This is a genomic window from Coprococcus sp. RTP21204st1_G4_RTP21204_210225, assembly GCF_040915385.1.
GTDB lineage: Bacteria > Bacillota > Clostridia > Lachnospirales > Lachnospiraceae > Allocoprococcus > Allocoprococcus comes.
Genome location: NZ_JBCPDP010000007.1, coordinates 16,039 through 35,039 on the forward strand (window position 1 = coordinate 16,039; position 19,001 = coordinate 35,039).

Sequence of the window (19,001 nt, forward strand, 5' to 3'; positions counted from 1 at the left end):
GTATATCAAGAGGAGGCAGAAAAAAGTGGAAGAAACAAAAAAGTTGTCATGTATAGATTGCAATGTCAAGAAATGCAATGTAAAGCAGAATATAGAGAATCATAAGCCATATCCTGGATTTTGCGTGTCGCATAATATGGATTCCCAGGACCGGCAGAGGGCGCTTGATACCTATCTGGGAGATGAAAAAGATCTGAAGATCATGCGTGCAAGTGCCGAGATCGAGCACGATTTTTACTGCCAGGCAACCCGTGTGGAGGAGACGATCCGCTGGGCAAAAAAACTGGGTGCCAAGAAGATCGGAATTGCAAGCTGTGTGGGACTCTTAAAGGAAAGCCATCTGCTGGCAGGACTTTTGAGAGAATACGGCTTTGAAGTGTACGGTGTGGGCTGTAAGATCGGAGAAGTTCCAAAGACCGAGGTCGGCATTCCGGAACGCTGCGAGGAGGTCGGAGTTCATATGTGTAACCCAATCCTGCAGGCGCAGATGCTGAACAAAGAGAAGACGGACATCAATATCGTGATGGGACTTTGCGTGGGACATGACAGCCTCTTTTACAAATATGCCGAGGCGCCGAGTACAACGCTGGTTGTAAAGGATCGGGTGCTTGGAAATAATCCGGTGGCTGCTTTGTATACGCTGGACTCTTATTACAAAAAGTTACATCATCTGAATCTGGAGGAAGAATAATGCACATTCGACATATTTTATTTGATCTTGACGGAACGCTGCTTCCGATGAACCAGGACGAATTTGTTACCTTTTATATGCCGCTTCTGGCAAAAAAATATATATCCGAGGGGATTTCCTTTGATCCGAAAGCATTTATCGCATCCGTGTGGAAGGGCTATGGAGCGATGGTGAATAATGACGGAAGTTGTACCAACCGGGAAGCATTCTGGCAGTATATGGACGAACTGCTTCCGACGGATTCGGAGAATTCCGAACGGATTGCCCTTGATTTCTATGCAAATGAATTTAACCAGGCAATTGCGGTGACGCAGCCAAACAGTCTGTCGGACAAGGTTGTGAAAAAGGCAAAGGAAAAAGGAATCCGCACCTACCTTGCAACCAATCCGGTATTTCCAAAGGTGGCAACGATGAACCGGATCAAATGGGCGGGACTGGATGCAGAGGATTTTGAGCTGATCACAACTTATGAGGATAATTGTTACTGCAAGCCAAATGTGGACTATTACCGAACAATTCTTGAACAGTTTCATCTTAGACCGGAAGAGTGTCTGATGGTAGGAAATGACGTGGAAGAGGATCTTGCAATTCGGAAACTCGGCGTAAAGACATTCCTTGTTACAGATACGAAGGAAAATAAAAAGGATCTTCCAATCGAAAGCGATTACCAGGGATCGATGGAAGAGCTGTTTGCATTTGTGGAAAACCTGGAAAATGCTTAAAAATTTATTGAAATTCCAAACTTTTATTGTAAATGCATGGCGGACGTGGTAAATTATTCTAAGTAGTATCCGGAGAGAACCGGAGAAGAGTATATGATAAGAAACAGAGGGAAACTGATATGAAGAAAAAGTTACTTGTTGTTTGTGGCGGACAGTCCAGTGAGCATTCAATTTCACGAATTTCCTGTAATTCAGTGATGAAGCATCTGGATAAAGATAAATATGAGATTACACTTGTTGGCATTGCAAAAGATGGGAAATGGTACATCTTAAAGCAGGAAGATAATGACCTGTCAAAAGATACCTGGCTTGACGGAGCAGAAGTGGTAGAAGGTGTATTCAATCTTCTGAGAAGTCAGGATGTTGCATTCCCGGTACTTCACGGACTTTACGGAGAAGATGGAACTATCCAGGGATTATTTGAACTGGCACAGCTTCCGTATGTAGGATGCCGTGTATTTGCATCCAGTGCATGTATGGATAAGATTTTTGCAAAGAAAGTATTTGAAAGTGCAGGAATCCCACAGGTCAAATCTGTATATGTGAAAAAACGAAATGACGGAAGACTGGTCGTTGTCGAAAAAGACATGGAAGAAACAGAAGAAGTAGAAGCTTCGATTATGAAAGAACTTGGTATGCCATGCTTTATCAAAGCAAGCCGTTCCGGATCCAGTGTGGGCTGTTATCGTTGTGATAAAGTTGAAGATTTACTTCCGAAGCTGGAAGAGGCAGCAAAATATGACACTCATGTTGTAGTAGAAGAGTGCGTGGATTGTATCGAACTTGAGACTGCTGTTCTTGGAAATGATGACATTATCGTATCCAGAGTCGGACAGATCATGCCACACGGTGAATTCTATACCTTTGAATCCAAATATGAAGATGCAGAGAGCAAGACATGTATCCCTGCAAAAGTAGATGAAGAGATTCAGGAACAGATCCGTAAGTATGCTGTTCGTGCCTTTAAGGCAATTGACGGACACGGACTGAGCCGTGTGGATTTCTTTCTGGATAAGAAGACCAATCACGTTTACCTGAATGAGATCAATACCCTTCCGGGATTTACGAGTATATCCATGTATCCGCAGCTGATGGAAGATTTGGGATATAGTTATTCTGAACTGCTGGATAAACTGATTGAGATTGCTGATGATAATTAATTACAGATAATAGAAGAATGTTTTGCTGCCGCCGTAATTGGCGGCAGTTTCAAATTACAACAGGAAATGGTATTTCAACAGCAAATAGTGAATGGATATTTTCCATTCAAAACACATTTCTTTTCATAGTGAAATGGTTTGGACCGATCTTATCAATCATATGTATATACGGAATTCTAAAATAGTTAAAAAAGAATGAATAAAGAAAAACTCCAGAATCAATTTTATACTGCTGATTCTGGAGTTTCTTTTACTTAGAAACGATATAATTTCATTTTATTACTTCTCTTTACTATATTCCAGAGAAGCTTCCACAAATCCCTTAAACAGCGGATGTGGTTTGTTCGGACGGGATTTGAGTTCCGGATGTGCCTGTGTTCCGATGAACCAAGGATGTTCCGGAATTTCCACCATCTCTACGATTCTGCCGTCCGGAGAAAGTCCGGATAAGAGCATACCGTTTTGAGTAAGAGCATCACGGTAGTCATTGTTGACTTCATAACGATGACGATGACGTTCGTGGATTTCTTCTTTTCCATATAATTTATAAGCTTTTGATTCTTTGTTAAGAACACAAGGATAAGAACCAAGACGAAGGGTTCCACCGATGTCTTCAATACCGATCTGGTCAGGCATGATGTGGATGACCGGATGTGTAGTGTTTGGATTCAGTTCTACGCTGTGTGCATCATGATATCCGACAACGTCTCTTGCAAATTCTACGATGGCAAGCTGCATTCCAAGGCAGAGTCCGAGGAACGGAACCTTATGTGTTCTTGCATATTTGATGGCTTCGATCTTACCTTCGATACCACGGTCACCGAATCCACCAGGTACGAGGATACCACTTACATCACCGAGAAGTTCATCGACATTTTCCGGTGTGACAGTTTCAGAGTCAATCCATTTGATATTTACGGTTGTGTGGCTGTAGATGCCGCCATGTTTTAATGCTTCAACAACACTGATATATGCGTCATGGAGCTGGATATATTTGCCGACCAGGGCGACTGTTACATCTTGTGTCGGATGTTTCAGGCATTCGACCATCTCTTTCCAGTCTTTCAGATCCGGTTCCGGACAGTCAAGCTTCAGGCATTCGCATACAACGGAAGCGAGATGTTCTTCTTCCATGGCGAGTGGTGCTTCGTAAAGGTATTCCACATCCAGGTTCTGAAGAACGTGATCAGATGGCACGTTACAGAAAAGGGCGATCTTGTCTTTGATTCCCTGATCCAGTGGATGCTCAGAACGGCAGACCAGAATATCCGGCTGGATTCCCATTCCCTGTAATTCTTTTACGCTTGCCTGAGTCGGTTTGGTCTTCATCTCCTGGGAAGCATGCAGATATGGAATCAGTGTGACGTGGATCAGCGCAACATTGTCATGTCCCATATCATGTTGGAACTGGCGGATAGATTCCAGGAAAGGCTGGCTTTCGATGTCTCCGACGGTTCCACCGACTTCGATGATCGCAATCTCGGTATCTGTAGCTGCAGGGTTACGATAGAAACGGCTCTTGATCTCATTCGTGATATGCGGGATGACCTGTACGGTTCCTCCACCAAAATCTCCACGACGTTCTTTCTGAAGAACGGACCAGTAAATCTTTCCTGTCGTTACATTCGAGTTCTTGGTAAGACTTTCATCGATAAATCTTTCATAATGTCCAAGGTCAAGGTCTGTCTCAGCTCCATCGTCTGTTACAAAAACTTCACCGTGTTGTACCGGATTCATTGTACCCGGGTCAATGTTGATGTACGGATCAAATTTCTGCATTGTAACTGTGTACCCGCGTGCCTTGAGCAGACGCCCAAGAGAAGCTGCTGTGATTCCTTTTCCAAGACCTGAGACAACGCCTCCGGTAACAAATACATACTTAACTGCCATAGTTCCAGTTCCCTCCTTATGGTAATTTTTTTTGTCTACTACTCATTGTGTTCTGTAAAAAATAAGATAGAATGCGATTTCTATTCATCAGAAAAGTCCGGTATAACCTCCTGACGGATAAAAATAGAAAAAAACCCCATAAAAACAAATTTATGTGGCTCCCTCGCTACTTTGATTTCCCCTTGAAATCAATTCCCCTATAAAATACTTTAAAAGTATACACCCATTCCAGAAAAAAATACAACAATTTTTTTTGAAATGGGTGTATAAAAATTAAAAAAAGAATATTTGTCTACTGATAGATCGGTTTTTTCTCGTATCTCGGTTCAGATGTAACCTGGATGGATAACTTCTGGAACAGACGGATATCTACATTTGCAAGCATAACGGATACATGAGCCTGGCAGCCTTTTAAATTCGGGACTTGTCTGAGTGCCTGTTCAGCAACCGGATTGGAAGAGGCACTGATAGAAAGTGCAATCAGAGCTTCATCGATGTGAAGTCTTGGGTTCTTGCTTCCAAGGAATTCGGTTTTAACTTTCTGGATCGGTTCCAGGGCAGTCGGTGAGATCAGGTGCATATCATGATCGATTCCGGCGAGTTCTTTTAAGGCGTTCAGGATCAGGGCAGCAGATGCGCCAAGCAGATCAGAGGTTTTTCCTGTTACGATGCGTCCGTCCGGAAGCTCCAGAGCGGCAGCCGGTGCACCGGTTTCTTCAGCGCGTGCAAGGGCGGCATCAACAACCTTACGGTCATGTACGGTAACTCCTGCCTGATTCATCAGAAGCTCGACCTTATAAGTCTCTTCCTTCGGGCATTCACCGGAAAGAAAACGGTCCATGGTGCGGTAGTAGCGGCGAATGATCTCCTGACGGGAAGCTTCTTTGCAGACTTCATCGTCACAGATGCAGTTACCAGCCATGTTAACACCCATGTCTGTTGGTGATTTGTATGGATTTTCTCCGTAAATGCGCTCAAAAATTGCACTCAGTACAGGGAAGATCTCTACGTCACGGTTGTAGTTGACGGTAGTAACACCGTAAGCTTCCAGATGGAACGGGTCGATCATATTTACATCGTTAAGGTCAGCAGTAGCTGCTTCATATGCTAAGTTGACCGGATGCTTTAACGGGATATTCCAGATCGGGAAGGTTTCGAATTTGGCATATCCTGCGCGGACTCCGCGCTTGTGCTCATGATAGAGCTGGGAAAGGCAGGTAGCCATCTTTCCACTTCCAGGTCCAGGTGCGGTGATGACAACCAGAGGTCTGCTTGTCTCAATATATTCGTTCCTTCCGTATCCTTCGTCACTTACGATTAGCGGGATGTTGGAAGGATAACCTTCTATTACATAATGGATATAAACTTTAATGCCAAGCTTTTCCAGACGTCCTTTGAAAAGATCGGCACTGTTCTGTCCGGAGTACTGTGTGATAACAACACTTCCGACAAAGAGACCATTGGCTTCAAATTCGTCTTTCAGGCGGAGAACGTCAGTGTCATAAGTGATCCCAAGGTCACCGCGGACTTTGTTGGCCTCAATATCGGCTGCACTGATAACGATCACAATCTCTGCGGTATCCGATAATTCTTTTAGTAAATGTAATTTGCTGTCCGGCTGAAATCCAGGAAGCACGCGGGAAGCATGATAGTCATCGAAAAGCTTTCCACCGAATTCGAGATACAGTTTGTTGTCAAACTGATTGATTCGCTCACGAATGTGAGAAGACTGCATTTGCAGGTATTTTTCATTATCAAACCCAATTTTCATAAAGTTCCATCCTTTTTGTCCATAATTTTACTTTCATAGAAGCAATTCAAACCTAGTATACTATAAAATATGACTTTTTTACAATCTTTTCATAAATTTTTCATTGATTTCTAAAAAACGCCTACTTATAATAGAGAGGACGACACTTAGGAGGTAGGTATGGATAACCAGAATAATAGAAATAAGCAAAACCTTCCGGGAAATAATAACCCGAATAATAAAAATAACCGCCAAAGATGGAATATTATATTATTTACCGTTATGCTGATCTCGTTTATCGTATTTGCGCTGTATCAGTTCCGGGAAGACACAGATGCCCGGGAGATTACCTATGATCAGTTCCTGAACATGGTAGATTCCGGGGAAGTTAAGAAAGTTGTGATCGAGGATGACAAGATCATGATCACAGCGAAGACAGAAGCTGAGATGAAGAACAGCAAGAAAAAAGGCGCTTCTGAGAGCGATGTGGTCGAAGGTTCTGTAGCAGATAACAACGACAGCAGCAGTAAGGACAGCAGCGATGACAGTACAGGTCTGTTCAGTAATGTGACAAGGAAGCAGTATTATACCGGTATTGTGAAGGATGATACCCTTTCGGACAGACTGTATAAAGCAGGTGTTGAGTATGAACAGAAGATACCGGATTCTACATCTTATATGGTGATGAATCTTCTGGTCAACATTGTTCCGCTTGTGATCATGATCGGTCTGGGCGTGATGCTGATGCGCCGTATGACAAAGGGTGGCGGCATGATGGGCGTTGGCAAGAGCAATGCCAAGATGTATGTGGAAAAATCTACCGGAGTCACATTTAAGGATGTAGCCGGTCAGGATGAAGCAAAAGAATCCCTGCAGGAAGTAGTCGATTTCCTGCATAACCCTGGCAAATACACCGGAATCGGAGCGAAGCTTCCGAAGGGAGCACTTCTTGTAGGTCCTCCCGGAACCGGTAAGACACTTCTTGCAAAAGCAGTTGCCGGAGAAGCAAAAGTACCGTTCTTCTCTCTTTCGGGTTCTGCATTTGTTGAGATGTATGTCGGTGTCGGAGCGTCAAGAGTACGTGACCTCTTTAAGCAGGCACAGCAGATGGCGCCGTGTATTATTTTTATCGATGAGATCGATGCAATCGGAAAAAGCAGAGATTCACAGCTTGGTGGCAATGATGAAAGAGAACAGACATTGAATCAGCTCCTTGCAGAGATGGATGGATTTGACAGTAATAAAGGTCTTCTGCTTCTTGCGGCAACGAACCGTCCGGAGATCCTGGATCCGGCGCTTCTCCGTCCGGGAAGATTTGACAGGCGTATCATCGTAGATAAGCCAGATCTCAAGGGACGTATTGATGTCCTGAAAGTACATGCCAAAGATGTTAAGATGGATGAGACAGTCAATCTGGAAGAGATTGCACTTGCAACTTCCGGGGCAGTCGGTTCTGATCTTGCCAATATGATCAACGAGGCTGCGATCAATGCAGTAAAAAAAGGAAGAAATGTTGTATCCCAGGCAGACCTTTTTGAGGCTGTTGAGGTCGTTCTTGTGGGTAAAGAGAAGAAAGACCGTATCATGAGTCAGAAAGAACGCCGTATCGTATCATACCATGAAGTCGGTCATGCACTGGTAACTGCCCTTCAGAAGGACGCAGAACCGGTACAGAAGATTACAATCGTTCCGAGAACCATGGGTGCACTCGGTTATGTGATGCAGACACCGGAGGAAGAAAAGTTCCTGAATACCAAGGCTGAGCTGGAAGCAATGCTGGTGACAGCCCTTGCAGGACGTGCAGCAGAGGAACTGGTGTTTGACACAGTTACAACCGGAGCATCGAATGATATTGAGCAGGCAACCAAGATCGCAAGAGCGATGGTAACACAGTATGGTATGTCTGAAAAATTCGGACTTATCGGACTGGAATCTATCCAGAACCGTTATCTGGACGGAAGAGCTGTTATGAACTGCGGAGAGGCAACCGCGGCAGAAATCGATCAGGAAGTTATGAAGATGCTGAAGGGAGCATATGCAGAAGCGAAGAGAATGCTTTCCGAGCATCGTGAAACGATGGATCAGATCGCCGGATTCCTGATTGAGAAAGAGACGATCACCGGAAAAGAATTCATGAAGATTTACCGCAGATGTGAAGGAATTCCGGAACCGGAAGAAAAGAAAGAAGAGAATCCTGTAAAAGAGCAGACGATCGAGATGCCGAAGAAAGAGGCAGATACCGAAGCTGCACAGCAGGAAGAGAAAGAAACGCAGAAGAAAGTAGAAAGAGATGAAGACGGATTCATCCTTCCGCAGAAGCGTGACTAGTCTAAAATAACAGAAGATGCAGAGGTTTCAGAACAATAGGTTCTGGAGCCTCTTTTTTCTGTAGATTCTTTCGAAAGAATGACTTGTATTGTCTGCAGGAAGCAAGGTATAATGTGACTATGGAAAATCAGACATTTATTATTGAAGACGAACTTAAAAAACTTCCTGGGAAACCGGGAGTCTATCTGATGCATGGGGAAAAGGACGAGATCATTTATGTTGGAAAGGCGATCAGCCTGAAGAACCGTGTCAGACAGTATTTTCAGCCGAGCAGGAACCGGGGGGCCAAGATTGACCAGATGGTGACGCATATCACCCGGTTTGAGTATATCGTGACGGATTCGGAACTGGAAGCACTGGTTCTGGAATGCAATCTGATCAAGGAACACCGGCCAAAGTACAATACGATGCTGATGGATGATAAGAGTTATCCATTTATCAAAGTGACAACCGGCGAAGCATATCCAAGGATTATGATGGCAAGGCAGATGAAGAAGGACAAGTCAAAGTATTTCGGCCCTTATACCAGTGTGACGGCGGTAAAAGATACGATCGAACTGATCCGGAAGCTTTACCGTCTGCGTAGCTGTAACCGCATCCTTCCGCGCGATATCGGGAAAGAAAGATGCTGTCTCTATCATCATATCAAGCAGTGCGATGCACCGTGTCAGGGGTATATTTCGCAGGAAAAATACAGAGAGTCGGTTGATGAAGTACTCAAATTCCTGGGAGGAAATTATGATAAAATCTTAAAGGATCTGGAGAAAAAGATGCAGGAGGCATCGGATGATCTGGAATTTGAGAAAGCAATTGAATACCGGGAGCTTCTGCACAGCGTGAAGCAGATTGCACAGAAGCAGAAGATTACCGATACAGGGGGCGAGGACCGGGATATTGTGGCTCTTGCAAGAGAGCATGAGGATGCGGTGGTACAGGTATTCTTTATCCGCAATGGTCGTCTGATCGGCAGAGATCATTTTTATCTGCGGATTGCCCAGGGAGATGAAAATGCAGAGATCCTCTCCAGCTTTATCAAGCAGTTTTATGCCGGAACGCCATATATTCCGGGCGAACTGATGCTTCCGGTGGAACCGGAAGAGCGGGAGATCCTGGAAGCATGGCTTGGAGAAAAACGTGGGCATAAGGTTCATTTCCGTATTCCGAAAAAAGGGGAAAAAGAAAAGCTTGTTGAGCTTGCAGCGAAAAATGCAAAGATGGTACTGGAAAAAGATAAGGAGCGTATCAAGCGTGAAGAAGGAAGAACGATCGGTGCAGTAAAAGAAATAGAAAAGTTGCTTGGTCTTAATAACCTGGTGCGCATGGAGGCGTATGATATTTCCAATACCAATGGATTTGCCTCGGTAGGGTCGATGATCGTTTATGAGAGGGGCAAACCGAAACGAAACGATTATCGTAAGTTCCACATCAAGGGTGTGCAGGGGGCGGATGATTATGCAAGTATGCGTGAGGTCCTCACCAGAAGATTCCGGCATGGTCTGGAGGAACAGAAAAGCGGGAAAGAGCTGGGAAGTTTTAATGTTTTTCCGGATCTGATCATGATGGATGGTGGAAAAGGACAGGTTAATATAGCACTGGAAGTACTGGATGAACTTCATATATCCATTCCGGTATGCGGTATGGTCAAAGATGACCACCATCGGACGAGAGGTCTCTACTATCAGAATATCGAGATTCCGATCGACCGCAATTCCGAAGGGTTTCGGCTGATCACAAGAGTGCAGGATGAGGCACACAGATTTGCTATAGAATTTCACCGGAAACTGCGTAGTCAGGGACAAGTGCATTCGATCCTGGATGATATTCCGGGAATCGGACCTGCGAGAAGGAAAGCACTGATGCGGACATTTGCCAGCCTGGATGAGATTAAGAATGCAGAGGTGGAAGAGTTGAAAAAAATTCCATCAATGGATGAAAAATCGGCAAAAAACGTGTATAATTTTTTCAGGGGAAGCGAAAAGGAAGATACAGAAGCTACTCTGATGGAAGAACAATAAAAGGAGACAGGACTATGGGAGTTACATTAACAAAAATCGTAGAGAAGATGGAACTTAGAAATCTTACTCCGGATGTCGATATGACACAGCGGGAAGTAAAAATTCCGGATATTAACCGTCCGGCACTTCAGCTCGCCGGATTTTTTGATCATTTTGATTGCGAACGGATTCAGCTTATCGGATATGTAGAGTACACTTATCTGCAGACACTGGAATATGAGCATAAGATGAAAATATATGATACACTGCTTGAGTATGGGATTCCATGCTTTATTTTCTGCAGAAATCTGCAGCCGGATCCGGAATTTCTGGAGAAAGCAGTGAAGAACAATATTCCGGTATTTATTACGGATAAACAGACTTCTTCCTTTTCAGCAGAACTGATCCGCTGGATGAAAGTGGAACTGGCACCGTGTATTTCAATTCACGGGGTACTGGTGGATTGTTATGGAGTCGGTGTTCTGATCATGGGAGACAGCGGTATCGGTAAAAGTGAGGCGGCACTGGAGCTGATCAAGCGAGGTCATCGTCTGGTAACAGATGACGTGGTGGAGATCCGGAAGGTCAGTGATGATACTCTTGTTGGTACAGCACCGGATATTACCCGCCATTTTATTGAACTTCGCGGAATTGGTATCATTGACGTAAAGACGCTGTTTGGTGTGCAGAGTGTAAGAGAGACACAAAATATTGATCTCGTCATTACGCTTGAGGACTGGAACAAGGATCGCGAATACGACAGGCTTGGACTTACTGAGGAGTATACAGAATTTCTTGGTAATAAGGTTGTATGCCACAGTATTCCAATCCGCCCGGGACGTAATGTTGCCATTATCGTAGAATCAGCGGCAGTCAACCACAGACAGAAACAAATGGGCTATAACGCAGCTCAGGAGCTGTACCGCCGGGTACAGGAAAATCTAAAAAAGAATATGTAAGGAGCAGGAGACAGATGAAATATTGTTTTGGTATCGATATAGGCGGAACGACAGTAAAGATGGGACTTTTTCAGGAAGACGGAGAGCTTCTTGACAAATGGGAGATCAAGACACGTACTGAGAACCAGGGAGAAGCAATCCTCCCGGATATTGCGCAGGCAGTGAAAGCAAAGATGGCAGAAAAGAAACTGGTGAAGGAACAGATCATCGGACTTGGAATGGGGCTTCCGGCACCGGTAACCGAGGATGGAATTGTTCAGAATACAGCAAATCTTGGATGGGGATACAAAGAAGTGACACGTGAACTGGAAGAGCTTCTTGACGGAATGAAAGTGATTCCGGGGAATGATGCAAATGTAGCTGCGCTTGGTGAGATGTGGAAAGGTGGCGGAAAAGGTCACAAGAATGTTATTATGGTTACCCTTGGAACCGGTGTTGGCGGTGGAATCATCGTGGATGGAAAGTGCCTTGTAGGGGCACACGGTGCTGGCGGAGAGATCGGTCATCTGTGTGTAAACTACCAGGAGACAGAAACCTGTGGATGTGGAAAGAAAGGCTGTCTGGAACAGTATGCTTCTGCAACAGGAATTACAAGACTTGCCAATATGCGTCTTGCAAAAGATGAGAAACCAAGTACCCTCAGAAATGTGGCAGAGATGTCTGCGAAAGAAGTGTTTGATGCAGTGAAAGCCGGAGACGAAGTTGCAATTGAAATCGCAACTGAATTTGGAAAGTATCTGGGACATGCGCTGGCGAACCTTGCAGCTGCATGTGATCCGGCGGTTATCGTAATCGGCGGAGGGGTATCAAAAGCCGGAGAGGTTCTGCTGGATTACATCAAAGGACCATTTAAAGAAATGGCATTCTTTGCAGATAAAGATACAGAATTTGCACTTGCAGAGCTTGCAAATGATGCAGGAATCTGCGGAGCAGCAAAACTGGTACTGAAATAAGTGAAAGATATTATAAAAAAACAAAAATCTTGTGAGAAATATTTAACATTCTTGCAAGATTTTTGTTTTTTATAGAAGAAAATGCAGAATGACAAATGTTTACATTTGACATTCTGCACAAAATGATGTAGACTTATCGTAGTAACATTATTAAATAAGCCTATGAACTCTAAAAAATTGTGAAAAGGAAAACAAAATGATAATACGTAAAACATTAAGAGAGCAAGTAGTTGAAATTTTAAGACATAAGATTTTATCAGGAGAGATCAAACCGGGAGAACGAATTATAGAGGCAAAAGTAGCAGAAGAGCTGAAAGTCAGCAGAGGTCCTTTAAGAGAAGCTCTCAGGCAGATCGAAGAAGAAGGGCTGGTTGTATATGAAGCACAGAAAGGCTGCGTAGTAAAGACGATGACTTATGAAGAGATGCAGGAAACATACCTGATCCAGTCTACGCTTGAGAAACTGGCAGTGCAGATGTGCGGGGGAGAGATCAGCAAAGAACAGGGTGAAGAGATGCAGAAGCTTGTTCTTTCCATGGAGAAAGCGGCCAATCAGAAAAATCTGTATGATGTTATAAAATTCGATGAACAGTTCCATGAATGTATTGTGAAGACCGCACACAGTGAAAAACTTCATAGAATCTGGAAAATACTGGAAGGAGGGAATACGGCGGCATATTATACGATGGATACAAAAACTCTGGTACCATTTGATGTGGTCCACATCAATCATCAGAGAATTTTGGATCTGTTTCATAAAGGGACAGTCGAAGATATCTGTAAAGAGATAGAATTACACTACATGGTTGTCCCGCATGTTCTATATGAAAATCAAAAGAAAAAAGGAGAAAGGAACTGAAGGTATGGTTAAATTTATTGGGAAAAGGCTGGCATATGCTGTTTTGACATTGTTCTTGATTACGACAGCGACATTTTTCTTGGTAGCAGGTGCTCCCGGAGATCCGATCGCTGCGAAGGTTGGTCAGATGCCTGAACAGGCACAGCAGATTATCCGTCAGAAATACGGACTCGATCAGCCGGTAGTAAAAAGGTATACAACTTATATGAAGAATCTTCTTACAACAGGAGACTTCGGAGAATCTATTATTTATACCGGTCAGTCAGCAAATGACATTATTAAAAACAATACGCTGGTATCAGCGAAGATAGGTTTGTTGGGACTACTCTTCCAGACAACGATTGGTATATGTCTCGGAATGGTAGCGGCTCTTAACAGGGGGAAACCGGTGGATCATGTTATAAGGGTACTCGTTGTATTAGCTATTTGTGTTCCTAGTTTCGTATTTGCATCTGTATTGCAGTATTTTCTGGCATTTAAGTGGAAACTGGTGCCGGTATTCGGCTGGGGACAAATGAAACATTATATTCTTCCGGTTGCCGCATATGCGATCGGCGGTATCGCATCTTATACAAAATATATGAGAAGCAGTACCTTATCTGTTATCGGAGAAGATTATATTATTACAGCAAAAGCAAAGGGATGTACAAAGAAGAGAGTTGTACGGAAACATGTTTTGAGAAATGCAATGCTTCCTATCATTACTATGATCGGACCTTCTCTGGCAGGAATTTTTGCAGGATCATTCATCCTTGAACGTATGTTTGCGATTCCGGGACTTGGATTCTACTATGTAAAAGCAGTTTCGGATAATGATTATACGATGGTAATCGGTCTTACAATTTTCTTTGCTATTTTGTTCGTTGGCTCGCTGATTGCAGTAGACATTCTGTATGGAATCGTCGATCCGAGAATCCGAGTTGCAAAAGGTAAGAAATAGGAGGGCTTCTGATGAGTACAAAAGAGGTAGTAATGACAGAAGAATGGAATGAATCAGATGATTTTAAACGTGTTGGGACGGAAGGATTATCTGGTGAAGATATCGGACAGAAATCCCTGACCTATTGGGCGGATGTCTGGAGAAGATTTAGGGAAAACAAACTTGCAATATTTGGTCTTATATTATTAGGCGTGATCGTAGTGATCCTGTTTGTCGGACCGCTGATCACAGGACAGGATTATCAGCTGATCGATGCGTCGATCAAGAATCAGGGACCAAGCAGTGCACACTGGTTTGGCACAGATGATATGGGAAGAGATCTCTTTACCCGTGTCTGTGTAGGCGGACGTATTTCAATCTATATTGGGTTATGTTGTACATTGGTAATGTTTGTGATCGGAGCACTCCTTGGAGCGCTGGCAGGATTAAAAGGCGGACTGGTAGATGACATCATCATGCGTATCTGCGAATTTATCGGAAACCTGCCATATCTGATCATTGTAGTAATTTTATCCATGGTACTTGGAAGAAGTATGTTCTCCCTTGTTTTTGCAATGAGCCTTACCGCGTGGGTAGGAACTGCGCGTATGGTAAGAGGACAGATCCTTCAGATCAAGGAACAGGATTATGTGCAGGCAGCAACAGCACTTGGTGCATCGACCGGACGTATTATTGTCAAACATCTTCTTCCGAATACACTTGGAATTATTATGGTTGATATCACGATGTCAGTTCCGGGATTTATTTTCAGTGAGGCTTTCTTAAGTTATATCGGACTTGGAGTAAGACCACCGGAAACCAGCTGGGGAGCACTTGCATCAGCAGGACAGCAGCAGCTTATGTTTTACCCACATGAATTGTTCTTCCCATGTCTGATGATCGTACTTACAATGCTGACCTTCCATCTGATTGGTGATGGACTTTCAGATGCTTTGGATCCGAAGCTGAGAAAATAAAAGGGGGAACTACAAGATGAAAGAAAAAATACTGGAAGTGAAAAACCTGGAGGTATCTTTCAAGACCTATGCCGGAATCTCACATGCAGTAAGAGGAATCGATTTTAATCTGCATAAAGGAGAAACTCTTGCGATTGTAGGAGAGTCTGGCTGTGGTAAGACAGTATCTTCAAAAGCAATCATGCGATTGCTTCCAGAATCGAACACATTAATAAATGAAAATTCTGAAGTATTGTTCCACGGGGAAGATCTTCTGAAAAAATCAGAAAATGAAATGGTTTCCATTCGGGGAAGTAAGATTTCAATGATTTTCCAGGATCCAATGACTTCACTGAATCCGACCATGAAGATCGGAGATCAGATTGCGGAAAGTATTCTGATCCATAGACAGATTTCTAAAGAAGAAGCATATAAAGAAGCTTTAGAAATGCTGCAACTGGTTAAAATACCAAATGCAGAAAAACGAATGAAACAGTATCCGTTTGAATTTTCAGGCGGTATGAGACAGAGAGCGATGATCGCTATCGCCCTTGCATGTAAACCGGAGATCCTGATTGCGGATGAGCCGACAACTGCTCTGGACGTAACGATCCAGGCACAGATCATGGAGCTGATCGGAGAACTGCAAAAAGAACTGGATATGGCGATGATCCTTGTAACACATGACTTAGGTGTTGTAGCGAGTGTTGCAGATAAGATTCAGGTTATGTATGCAGGAAAAATTGTAGAACGTGGTGATGTACGTGAGATTTTCTATCAGTCTACACATCCTTATACGAGAGCTCTTCTGGATTCCGTTCCGAAGATTCATTCTACAAACAAAGAAACATTATATTCCTTAAAAGGAACGCCGCCGGATCTTATCAATCCGCCGGTTGGATGTTCTTTTGCTCCGCGTTGTGAGTATGGAATGAATATCTGCAGAAAGAAATATCCGGAGCTTACAAAATTCAGTGATACACAGGAATGCAACTGCTGGCTTCATGATCCAAGAGCGGATGTGAGCAATCTTCCTGAGAATATGATAAGGAGGAGACAGTAACCATGGATAAGAAAGAAGTACTGATCGAAGTGAAAGACCTGAAGAAATATTTTCAGGTTGGAAGAAACCAGACACTGAAGGCAGTGGATGGGGTAAACTTTAAGATCTATAAAGGTGAGACTCTTGGAATCGTAGGAGAATCCGGCTGTGGTAAAACAACCTGTGGAAAGACAGTTATGGGGCTTTACAAGGCTACAGGCGGTGAAGTTCTTTTTGACGGAGTTGATATTAATAAACTGAATAAAAATGAAAAGAAAGAGTTTACAAAGAGAGCTCAGATTATTTTCCAGGATCCATATTCTTCACTGAATCCGAGAATGACAGTCGGTGACATCATCGGGGAAGGAATTGACATTCACAAGCTTTATACCGGAAAAGAACGCCAGGAAAAGATTTATGAATTACTGGAACTGGTCGGACTTAACCGAGAACATGCGCTTCGTTTCCCTCATGAATTCTCAGGCGGACAAAGACAGCGTATCGGAATCGCAAGAGCACTTGCTATCGAACCAGAATTCATCGTTTGCGATGAGCCGATTTCAGCTCTTGACGTTTCCATTCAGGCACAGGTTGTCAACCTGCTGATCGAACTTCAGCAGAAGAAAAACCTGACCTATCTCTTTATCGCACATGACCTGTCTATGGTAAAACATATTTCAGACCGTGTCGGTGTAATGTATCTGGGAAATATGGTTGAATTTGCAGAGAGTGATGAATTATATCAGAATCCACTTCATCCATATACAAAAGCGTTGATGGCAGCGATTCCGATCCCGGATCCGGACACAGAAGAACAGAAGAAGAGAATTCGACTCGAGGGAGAGATCCCAAGCCCGGTTAATCCAAAACCTGGATGCAGATTTGTGACGAGATGCAGATATGCAACAGAAAAATGTCATCAGGAGACACCGCAGCTTGAAGAACTCAAACCGGAACACTTTGTAGCTTGTCATAGAGCAAAAGAGTTGATGGAAGATCACCCGCAAGAGTAATCTTGCTGGATATAAAGGAGGAAGACTATGAAAAAAAGAAAAACATTAGCGATGGGACTCGCAGTAGCAATGGCAGTCAGCTGTCTTGCCGGATGTGGCGGAGATGACAAAAAAGCTAGTTCTGATGGAAAAACAGAACAGGTTCTGAATATCTCCAACAACAGTGTGGTTGTCGGACTGAACCCGCTGATCAACACAACTGGCCCGGATAACTCAGCATTTAACATGGTGTTGGATCCACTCGTTAAAAGAGTAACTCAGGAAGGAAATACCTATAAAATCGTGCCTGCTGCAGCAGAGAGCTGGGATATCAGTGAAGATGGACTTACTTATACTTTCCACATGAACAAAGATGCGAAGTGGAGCGATGGAACGAAAGTAACTGCAAATGACTTTGAATTTACTTTCCAGAAGATGGCAACTCCATCCGTTGCAGCAACAAATGCATGGCTGTTTGATGGAATTATCGAGAACTTCTCAGAAGCTCTTTACGATCAGGGAAAGAAACCGGAAGAAATCGGTGTACATGCCATTGATGAAGATACACTGGAAATCAAAATTATCCACCCGGCATCTTACTTCCTGGAACTGGTTTCCTCATCAGCTTATCCGGTAAACAAAGCAATGTATGAAAAACTCGGAAGCGACTATGCAACATCAGAAACAAAGACTGTATTTAACGGACCTTTCAAGATTGAAAGCTGGAGTCAGAATACAGAGATGGTATTGGTAAGAAATGATCAGTACTGGGGAGCCGACGATGTGAAGCTTGACAAGATCAATAGCAAGATCATTCAGGAATCAGGTACTGCAGTTCAGTCTTATATCAACGGTGAACTGGATGTGATCGGTACAACGGATGCAAACTGGGGAAAGACTATCGAAGAACAGGGAGAATCTGAATCTTATCAGGTTCCGGATAGTGCACCGGAATTCTTCATGCTGAATGCAGCAAACGAATATCTGTGCAATGAAAAGATCAGACAGGCTTTATCAGTAGCTTATGACCGTCAGGAAATGATCGATACTCTTCGTAATGGAAAAGGTGTTCCGATTTATTCTATGATGCCAGATACCATTCAGGTTGGGGAAAAAACATACACAGAATTAGTTGGCGGAAAGAATCATTTCGTTCAGGAACTTCAGGAAGAAATCAAAGATCCGAAAGCTTTACTTATTGAAGGATTAAAAGAACTTGGTAAAGATCCAGACCCGTCAAAGGTAACAATCCGTTATGCAAGCCGTGGTACAGATGAACTATCTAAAAAGATTGCTGAATGGATGAAGCAGCAGTGGGAAAGCGTTCTTGGAATCAATGTCGAAATCGATATGATGGAATGGAACATCATGTGGGATAAGATTGACGCCGGTGATTACGATATCGCAACAGGCGGCTGGGGACCATACTACAATGAACCAAGTGCTCTTCTTCAGTTATTCGATCCTGATAATGGATACTTCAACGCAGAAAAGACAGGATGGTCAGGAGAAGATCCTAAGAAATACCAGGAACTTTTAAATGCAGCAAAATATGAAGTTGATGACCAGAAGAAGGCAGAGCTTTATCTGCAGGCAGAAGAACTGGTTGTTAAGTCAGGACTGATCGAACCTACTTATGTTGAAGAGGCACCTACATTTGTTAAGAAATATGTGAAGAACTACTTCGTTTCTACAGTTGGTCAGGTTGATTTCTCTCAGGTTTATATTGAAAAATAGTATATTGACTTACAGAGTAAACTAAATTGAAATGTCATAGAGGTTATAA

General features: G+C 43.3%; 15 protein-coding genes. 13 read left to right on the top strand and 2 right to left on the bottom strand.

All coding sequences use genetic code 11. The annotated features are described in order from the left end of the window. Positions 1-25: 25 nt before the first annotated feature. The 3 genes from AB5213_RS08320 (at position 26) to AB5213_RS08330 (ending at position 2,573) form a co-directional block, all read left to right on the top strand. A complete protein-coding gene (locus AB5213_RS08320; RefSeq protein ID WP_182438581.1) occupies positions 26-691 on the top strand; it encodes a DUF1847 domain-containing protein in 666 nt (221 codons plus the stop codon). Continuing rightward, a complete protein-coding gene (locus tag AB5213_RS08325) occupies positions 691-1,413 on the top strand; it encodes an HAD family hydrolase (RefSeq protein ID WP_117556931.1) in 723 nt (240 codons plus the stop codon). Before AB5213_RS08320 ends, AB5213_RS08325 begins: the two co-directional genes overlap by 1 nt. A 119-nt stretch (positions 1,414-1,532) precedes the next feature. Beyond that, positions 1,533-2,573 (top strand): D-alanine--D-alanine ligase family protein, encoded by a 1,041-nt coding sequence (locus tag AB5213_RS08330; RefSeq protein WP_368276592.1) that lies wholly within the window; start codon positions 1,533-1,535, stop codon positions 2,571-2,573. 279 nt (positions 2,574-2,852) lie between these two features. On the opposite strand, the gene AB5213_RS08335 is transcribed toward AB5213_RS08330, so the two are convergent. Both AB5213_RS08335 and AB5213_RS08340 read right to left on the bottom strand, forming a co-directional pair. Continuing rightward, a complete protein-coding gene (locus tag AB5213_RS08335; protein ID WP_022220297.1) occupies positions 2,853-4,463 on the bottom strand; it encodes a CTP synthase in 1,611 nt (536 codons plus the stop codon). A 292-nt stretch (positions 4,464-4,755) separates the two neighbouring features. After that, positions 4,756-6,234, bottom strand: coding sequence for a DUF1846 domain-containing protein (locus tag AB5213_RS08340; RefSeq protein ID WP_055246748.1), 1,479 nt, complete (start codon positions 6,232-6,234; stop codon positions 4,756-4,758). 159 nt (positions 6,235-6,393) lie between these two features. On the opposite strand from AB5213_RS08340, the gene ftsH reads away from it, so the two are divergent. The 10 genes from ftsH (at position 6,394) to AB5213_RS08390 (ending at position 18,952) form a co-directional block, all read left to right on the top strand. Further along, positions 6,394-8,541, top strand: a complete 2,148-nt coding sequence (gene ftsH / locus AB5213_RS08345; protein ID WP_215634606.1) for an ATP-dependent zinc metalloprotease FtsH — start codon at positions 6,394-6,396, stop codon at positions 8,539-8,541. A gap of 119 nt (positions 8,542-8,660) precedes the next feature. Continuing rightward, positions 8,661-10,556, top strand: coding sequence for an excinuclease ABC subunit UvrC (uvrC, locus tag AB5213_RS08350; protein ID WP_368276593.1), 1,896 nt, complete (start codon positions 8,661-8,663; stop codon positions 10,554-10,556). A gap of 14 nt (positions 10,557-10,570) precedes the next feature. After that, positions 10,571-11,494: an HPr(Ser) kinase/phosphatase gene (gene hprK, locus AB5213_RS08355; RefSeq protein WP_008374454.1), complete on the top strand. Its 924-nt coding sequence runs from the start codon at positions 10,571-10,573 to the stop codon at positions 11,492-11,494. Between the two features lie 14 nt (positions 11,495-11,508). Then, on the top strand, positions 11,509-12,447 hold the full coding sequence (locus AB5213_RS08360) for an ROK family glucokinase (RefSeq protein WP_008374456.1): 939 nt from the start codon (positions 11,509-11,511) through the stop codon (positions 12,445-12,447). A 196-nt stretch (positions 12,448-12,643) separates the two neighbouring features. Continuing rightward, positions 12,644-13,306 carry a GntR family transcriptional regulator gene (locus AB5213_RS08365; protein WP_055156968.1) on the top strand — a complete coding sequence of 221 codons (663 nt, stop codon included), beginning with the start codon at positions 12,644-12,646 and terminating at the stop codon, positions 13,304-13,306. Positions 13,307-13,310: 4 nt separating this feature from the next. Next, positions 13,311-14,246, top strand: a complete 936-nt coding sequence (locus tag AB5213_RS08370) for an ABC transporter permease (RefSeq protein WP_368276594.1) — start codon at positions 13,311-13,313, stop codon at positions 14,244-14,246. Between the two features lie 11 nt (positions 14,247-14,257). Further along, positions 14,258-15,202 carry an ABC transporter permease gene (locus AB5213_RS08375; protein WP_368276595.1) on the top strand — a complete coding sequence of 315 codons (945 nt, stop codon included), beginning with the start codon at positions 14,258-14,260 and terminating at the stop codon, positions 15,200-15,202. 16 nt (positions 15,203-15,218) lie between these two features. Next, positions 15,219-16,244, top strand: a complete 1,026-nt coding sequence (locus AB5213_RS08380) for an ABC transporter ATP-binding protein (protein WP_368276596.1) — start codon at positions 15,219-15,221, stop codon at positions 16,242-16,244. Positions 16,245-16,246: 2 nt separating this feature from the next. Then, complete coding sequence (locus tag AB5213_RS08385) at positions 16,247-17,236, top strand: ABC transporter ATP-binding protein (protein WP_022220293.1); 990 nt, start codon at positions 16,247-16,249, stop codon at positions 17,234-17,236. Positions 17,237-17,263: 27 nt separating this feature from the next. Next, complete coding sequence (locus AB5213_RS08390; RefSeq protein WP_368276597.1) at positions 17,264-18,952, top strand: peptide ABC transporter substrate-binding protein; 1,689 nt, start codon at positions 17,264-17,266, stop codon at positions 18,950-18,952. The last annotated feature ends 49 nt before the right edge of the window (positions 18,953-19,001 follow it).

What these genes read in the sequence shown, in the direction of transcription:
- hprK (WP_008374454.1), top strand. Translation starts at nt 10,571, where the DNA reads ATGGGAGTTACATTAACAAAAATCGTAGAGAAGATGGAACTTAGAAAT.
- AB5213_RS08365 (WP_055156968.1), top strand. Translation starts at nt 12,644, where the DNA reads ATGATAATACGTAAAACATTAAGAGAGCAAGTAGTTGAAATTTTAAGA.
- AB5213_RS08340 (WP_055246748.1), bottom strand. Translation starts at nt 6,234, where the DNA reads ATGAAAATTGGGTTTGATAATGAAAAATACCTGCAAATGCAGTCTTCT.
- AB5213_RS08330 (WP_368276592.1), top strand. Translation starts at nt 1,533, where the DNA reads ATGAAGAAAAAGTTACTTGTTGTTTGTGGCGGACAGTCCAGTGAGCAT.
- AB5213_RS08370 (WP_368276594.1), top strand. Translation starts at nt 13,311, where the DNA reads ATGGTTAAATTTATTGGGAAAAGGCTGGCATATGCTGTTTTGACATTG.
- AB5213_RS08335 (WP_022220297.1), bottom strand. Translation starts at nt 4,463, where the DNA reads ATGGCAGTTAAGTATGTATTTGTTACCGGAGGCGTTGTCTCAGGTCTT.
- AB5213_RS08380 (WP_368276596.1), top strand. Translation starts at nt 15,219, where the DNA reads ATGAAAGAAAAAATACTGGAAGTGAAAAACCTGGAGGTATCTTTCAAG.
- AB5213_RS08390 (WP_368276597.1), top strand. Translation starts at nt 17,264, where the DNA reads ATGAAAAAAAGAAAAACATTAGCGATGGGACTCGCAGTAGCAATGGCA.
- AB5213_RS08385 (WP_022220293.1), top strand. Translation starts at nt 16,247, where the DNA reads ATGGATAAGAAAGAAGTACTGATCGAAGTGAAAGACCTGAAGAAATAT.
- AB5213_RS08375 (WP_368276595.1), top strand. Translation starts at nt 14,258, where the DNA reads ATGAGTACAAAAGAGGTAGTAATGACAGAAGAATGGAATGAATCAGAT.
- uvrC (WP_368276593.1), top strand. Translation starts at nt 8,661, where the DNA reads ATGGAAAATCAGACATTTATTATTGAAGACGAACTTAAAAAACTTCCT.
- AB5213_RS08325 (WP_117556931.1), top strand. Translation starts at nt 691, where the DNA reads ATGCACATTCGACATATTTTATTTGATCTTGACGGAACGCTGCTTCCG.
- AB5213_RS08360 (WP_008374456.1), top strand. Translation starts at nt 11,509, where the DNA reads ATGAAATATTGTTTTGGTATCGATATAGGCGGAACGACAGTAAAGATG.
- ftsH (WP_215634606.1), top strand. Translation starts at nt 6,394, where the DNA reads ATGGATAACCAGAATAATAGAAATAAGCAAAACCTTCCGGGAAATAAT.